4 protein-coding genes and 1 pseudogene are annotated in these 4336 nt (G+C 60.8%); 1 reads left to right on the top strand and 4 read right to left on the bottom strand.

Going from position 1 to position 4336, the window contains the following annotated elements; translation table 11 throughout:
* Positions 1–250, top strand: a pseudogene (locus tag V7665_RS13170) (MFS transporter); the annotation flags it as partial.
* 36 nt (positions 251–286) lie between these two features.
* Here V7665_RS13170 and V7665_RS13165 read toward each other — a convergent pair.
* The 4 genes from V7665_RS13165 to trpB form a co-directional block, all read right to left on the bottom strand.
* Positions 287–1609, bottom strand: a complete 1323-nt coding sequence (locus V7665_RS13165) for a bifunctional folylpolyglutamate synthase/dihydrofolate synthase (RefSeq protein ID WP_335664993.1) — start codon at positions 1607–1609, stop codon at positions 287–289.
* Positions 1610–1622: 13 nt separating this feature from the next.
* Entirely contained in the window at positions 1623–2477 is an 855-nt protein-coding gene (gene accD, locus V7665_RS13160) for an acetyl-CoA carboxylase, carboxyltransferase subunit beta (RefSeq protein WP_335664992.1), read from the bottom strand.
* A 100-nt stretch (positions 2478–2577) separates the two neighbouring features.
* Complete coding sequence (gene trpA / locus V7665_RS13155; RefSeq protein WP_335664991.1) at positions 2578–3375, bottom strand: tryptophan synthase subunit alpha; 798 nt, start codon at positions 3373–3375, stop codon at positions 2578–2580.
* Positions 3376–3496: 121 nt separating this feature from the next.
* Positions 3497–4336 (bottom strand): tryptophan synthase subunit beta (gene trpB, locus V7665_RS13150; protein WP_335664990.1); only part of this gene is annotated, 840 nt, incomplete at its 5' end.

The raw sequence follows: 4336 nt of genomic DNA, 5'->3' as shown, positions 1-4336 counted from the left end.
GTTTACCGGAACCCAATTCGCGCTGTTGTCGGCAGCGGCCAGCATATTGGGTCGGTTCCTGACCGGGACAACCGCGGGTTCGCTGATCGAGGGCATGGGCTATGTGAATTTCTATCTGCTGACCACCGTAGCGGCGTTGCCCGGCGTTATCATGTTCTGGCTGATGATCCGCTATGGTCTGGTTGATCGCTCGCTGGGCACGGCTGGTTCGGTTCATGCGGATGAAAAAGAAGCCGGAACATCATCCTGATTAGGCACATGTTTTGGGCATAGAGCAGAACAGCGCCTAGTCCGGCACCTGCTCGTTCGCTTTCAGCACTTCACCTGCTAGGTACAGCGAGCCGGCAATCAATACGGTCTTGCCCGACCCCATGTCCAGCGACCGGAGCGCGGCGTTGATATCGCTGGCTTCCGTTGTCGGGGCATCTGCATCCGGATAGTCGCCGAGCGTGTGCGATTCATGGCCCGGCACCGGAATCACCGTCACGCTGGCCAGCTTCTCGTGCAGCGGCGTAATGATCGCGGCCGGATCCTTGTTCGACAGCATTCCGATCACCAGATCGATTGATCCCGCCCCATAGTCCGCGAAATATTTGGCGAGCGCCAGGCCGGCGCTGACATTATGGCCGCCGTCGACCCAGACCTCGGCGTCGGATGGCAGCAAATGGGTGACCGGTCCGGCGATCAGGAAATGCATCCGTCCCGGCCATTGCGCCCAGCCCATGGCGGCCTTGAGCGCGGCATCCGAGATTTTGACGGCAGTCTGATGGCGCAGCATCGCGATGGCGAGCGCGGCATTGTCCGCCTGATGCGCGCCGACCAGCTTGGGCAGGGGCAGGTTGAGCTTTCCGGCCTCGTCCCTGTAGTGGAGCTGGCCTTCGTAAATCGCTGCGTCCCATTCCTCGCCGCGCGGAAAATGCTGCGCGCCAATATCGGCCGCATGTTCGGCTATTATGTGCAGCATGTCGTCAGCATATTTTTGCGTGAGCAAGGGGCTGTTCTTTTTCGCGATACCGGCTTTTTCCCAGGCGATGCGGACCATCGGAGCCTCTGGCGCGCCCGCTTCGGGGGTGAGCAGAAAACCCTCATGGTCGATGCCGAGCGCGGCTATGCCGGTGGCGACCGGGCGGGAGATGACATTGGTCGCATCGAGCCGGCCGCCAAGACCGACTTCCAGGATGCAGGCGTCGGCGGGGTTTTCGGCGAAGGCGAGCAAGGCGGCGGCGGTTGTCGCCTCGAAGAAACTGGGGTTGATATCCTCGCTGATATCGAGAACCCGGGCGAGCAGGGTGGCGAGATATTCATCCTCGATCAGCTTGCCGGCCAGCCGGATACGTTCGTTGAACCGGACCAGATGCGGGCTGGTATAGACATGGGCTTTCAGCCCCTCCGCTTCGATCGCGGCGCGCAGAAAAGCGCAGGTCGAACCCTTGCCGTTGGTGCCGGCGACGTGAAAAACCGGGGGGAGTTTTTCCTGCGGATTGCCGAGTCGTGCAAGCAGCTCGGATATCCTCTCCAGCCCCAGAACATCGCGCCCGGGAGAGAGCATTTCAAGCCGATCAAGCTGTGTCTGAACCGCCGGATGATCCGACTTCGCGCCGTCTGCCATTATCGGGCCGCGTTCAGGCGGCCTCTTTCCAGGCCATGAGATAGCCGAGGATATCGGCCAGTGTATCGCGCAATTCCTTGCGGTGTACGACCATGTCGATCATCCCGTGCTCGAGCAGATATTCCGCGGTCTGAAACCCTTCCGGCAATTTTTCCCGAATGGTGTTTTCGATCACCCGCTGGCCGGCAAAGCCGATCATCGCGCCGGGCTCGGAAATATGCACGTCGCCGAGCATCGCATAGCTGGCGGTGACGCCGCCGGTGGTCGGATCGGTCAGCACGACGATGAAGGGTATGCCCTCTTCGCGCAGCATCGAGATCGCGACCGTGGTCTTCGGCATTTGCATCAGCGACAATATGCCTTCCTGCATCCGCGCGCCGCCGGCGGCGGTGAAGATGATATAGGGACATTGGTCCTTCAAGGCGCGCCTGGCGCCGTCGACAAAGGCCTGACCCACGGCCAGTCCCATCGATCCGCCCATGAAGGCAAAATCCTGGACGCCGACGACGCAGGGGATAGTCTTGATCGTGCCCTTGACGTTGATCAGCGCATCCTGTTCGCCGGTCTTGATCCGCGCGTCTTTCAGCCGGTCGGCATATTTCTTCTGGTCCTTGAATTTCAGCGGGTCTTCCTGCACCGGGGCCCAGGGGATCAGTTTCCAGCTATTCTCGTCCATGATCTGGGCAAAGCGGGTCATCGGGCCGATGCGGCCATGATGCTCGCATTTCGGGCAGATATGCATATTGTCCTCATATTCCTTGAGGAACACCATCGCTTCGCATTTCTTGCACTTGTGCCAGAGATTGTCGGGCGTTTCGCGCTTGGTGATCGAAGCGATCTTGTTGCGGACATTGCTTAGCCAGGACATGATTTACCCTTATCGTTTATTCCGTTCGTCTCGAGCGCAGCCGAGAGACTGTTTGCGCGCAGGCATCTCGACTTCGCTCGATGCGAACGGTTTTTCAAATTCACCCGTGTCTGGCCACTCTGATAGCATCGGAAAGCGACTTTACATAGTCCCTGACATGCGGCGCGGCATCCTTGCCATATTCGGCGACAATCTCGACAATCGCCGAGCCGACCACGACGCCATCGGCGACGCGGGCGATGTCAGCGGCCTGTTCGGGCGTGCGCACACCAAAACCGACGGCGACCGGCAGATCGGTGCCCGCTTTCAACCGTGCGACCGCTTCTTCGATGCTCGCCTGTGCCGCCTGTTGCTGGCCGGTGATCCCGGCGACGGAAACATAATAGAGAAAGCCGCTGGCGTTGTTCAATATGGTGGGCAGGCGTTCGGCGTCGGTGGTCGGGGTGGCGAGGCGGATCACCGCGACATCCTTGGCACGCAGGGCGTCGCCGAGACTTTCGTCTTCCTCGACCGGGATATCGACGCAGATCACGGCATCAACGCCGGCGGCGACGCAGGCATCGGCGAACCATTCGGACCCTCTGATCGTCATCGGATTGGCATAGCCCATCAGCACCAGCGGCGTATCCGGATGACGCTGTCGGAATTCCTTCGCCATGTTGAAGATGTCAGCGGTTTTCGTGCCCGCCGCCAGACTGCGGATATCCGCTTCCTGAATCGAAGGGCCATCGGCCATCGGATCGGTGAACGGCATGCCAAGCTCGATAATATCGGCTCCGCCTTCGACGAGCGCGTCAAGGATGGCACCGGTGTCGGCAGGGGTCGGATCGCCAGCGGTGACGAAGGCGACGAGCGCTGCGCGGTCGGCGGGGAAGGATTGTGAGAGGCGATCAGTCATTGGATGAAACCCATGCGTTCGTCACCCTGAACTTGTTTTAGGGTCCATTTCTGGGCTCGAGACAGGCTCTGCGGTGGCTTGATGGATGCTGAAACAAGTTCAGCATGACGAGTGTGGGTATTCATATCTCGGTCCCCAAAGCCTCGGCGACAGTAAAAATATCCTTGTCGCCGCGACCGCACAGGTTTGCCAGGATGATCTTGTCCCGATCCATCTTCACCGCTTCGCGGGTGACCGCGGCGATCGCATGGGCCGGTTCGAGCGCCGGGATGATGCCTTCGGTGCGGCAGAGCAATTGGAACGCATCCAGCGCTTCGGTGTCGGTGGCGCTGTCATAGTCGACGCGGCCGGATTCCTTCAGCCAGCTGTGCTCGGGACCGATGCCGGGATAGTCGAGGCCGGCGCTGATCGAATGGGCTTCGGTGATCTGGCCGTCTTCGTCCTGCAGCAGATAGGTCTTGTTGCCGTGCAGGATGCCGGGGCCGCCACCGGCCAGACTTGCCGCATGTTCCTTGTTCAGACCATGGCCCGCTGCTTCGATGCCGAGCATCTTGACGTCCGGATCGTCGAGAAACGGGTGGAACAGGCCAATCGCATTGGAGCCGCCACCAATCGCTGCAACCAGCATATCCGGCAGGCGCCCGACGCGGTCGAGCATTTGCGCGCGGGCTTCCTTGCCGATCACGCTCTGGAAATCGCGGACCATTTCGGGATAGGGATGGGGACCAGCGGCGGTGCCGATGATGTAGAAAGTGTCGTGGACATTGGCGACCCAGTCGCGCAGCGCCTCGTTCATCGCGTCTTTCAGCGTCGCCGCGCCGCTGGTCACCGGGACGACTTCGGCGCCGAGCAATTTCATCCGGAACAGATTGGGTTTCTGGCGCGCGACATCGGTCGCGCCCATGAAGATCGTGCAGGGCAGGCCAAAACGGGCGCAGACGGTCGCGGTGGCAACGCCATG

Source organism: Parasphingorhabdus sp. (assembly GCF_036964675.1).
Classification (GTDB): Bacteria; Pseudomonadota; Alphaproteobacteria; order Sphingomonadales; family Sphingomonadaceae; genus Parasphingorhabdus.
This window is presented reverse-complemented; position numbering and strand designations above follow the sequence as displayed.

Bases quoted from the DNA above. Each gene is read 5' to 3' on its own strand.
- V7665_RS13165 (WP_335664993.1), bottom strand. From the start codon at position 1,609: ATGGCAGACGGCGCGAAGTCGGATCATCCGGCGGTTCAGACACAGCTT.
- accD (WP_335664992.1), bottom strand. From the start codon at position 2,477: ATGTCCTGGCTAAGCAATGTCCGCAACAAGATCGCTTCGATCACCAAG.
- trpA (WP_335664991.1), bottom strand. From the start codon at position 3,375: ATGACTGATCGCCTCTCACAATCCTTCCCCGCCGACCGCGCAGCGCTC.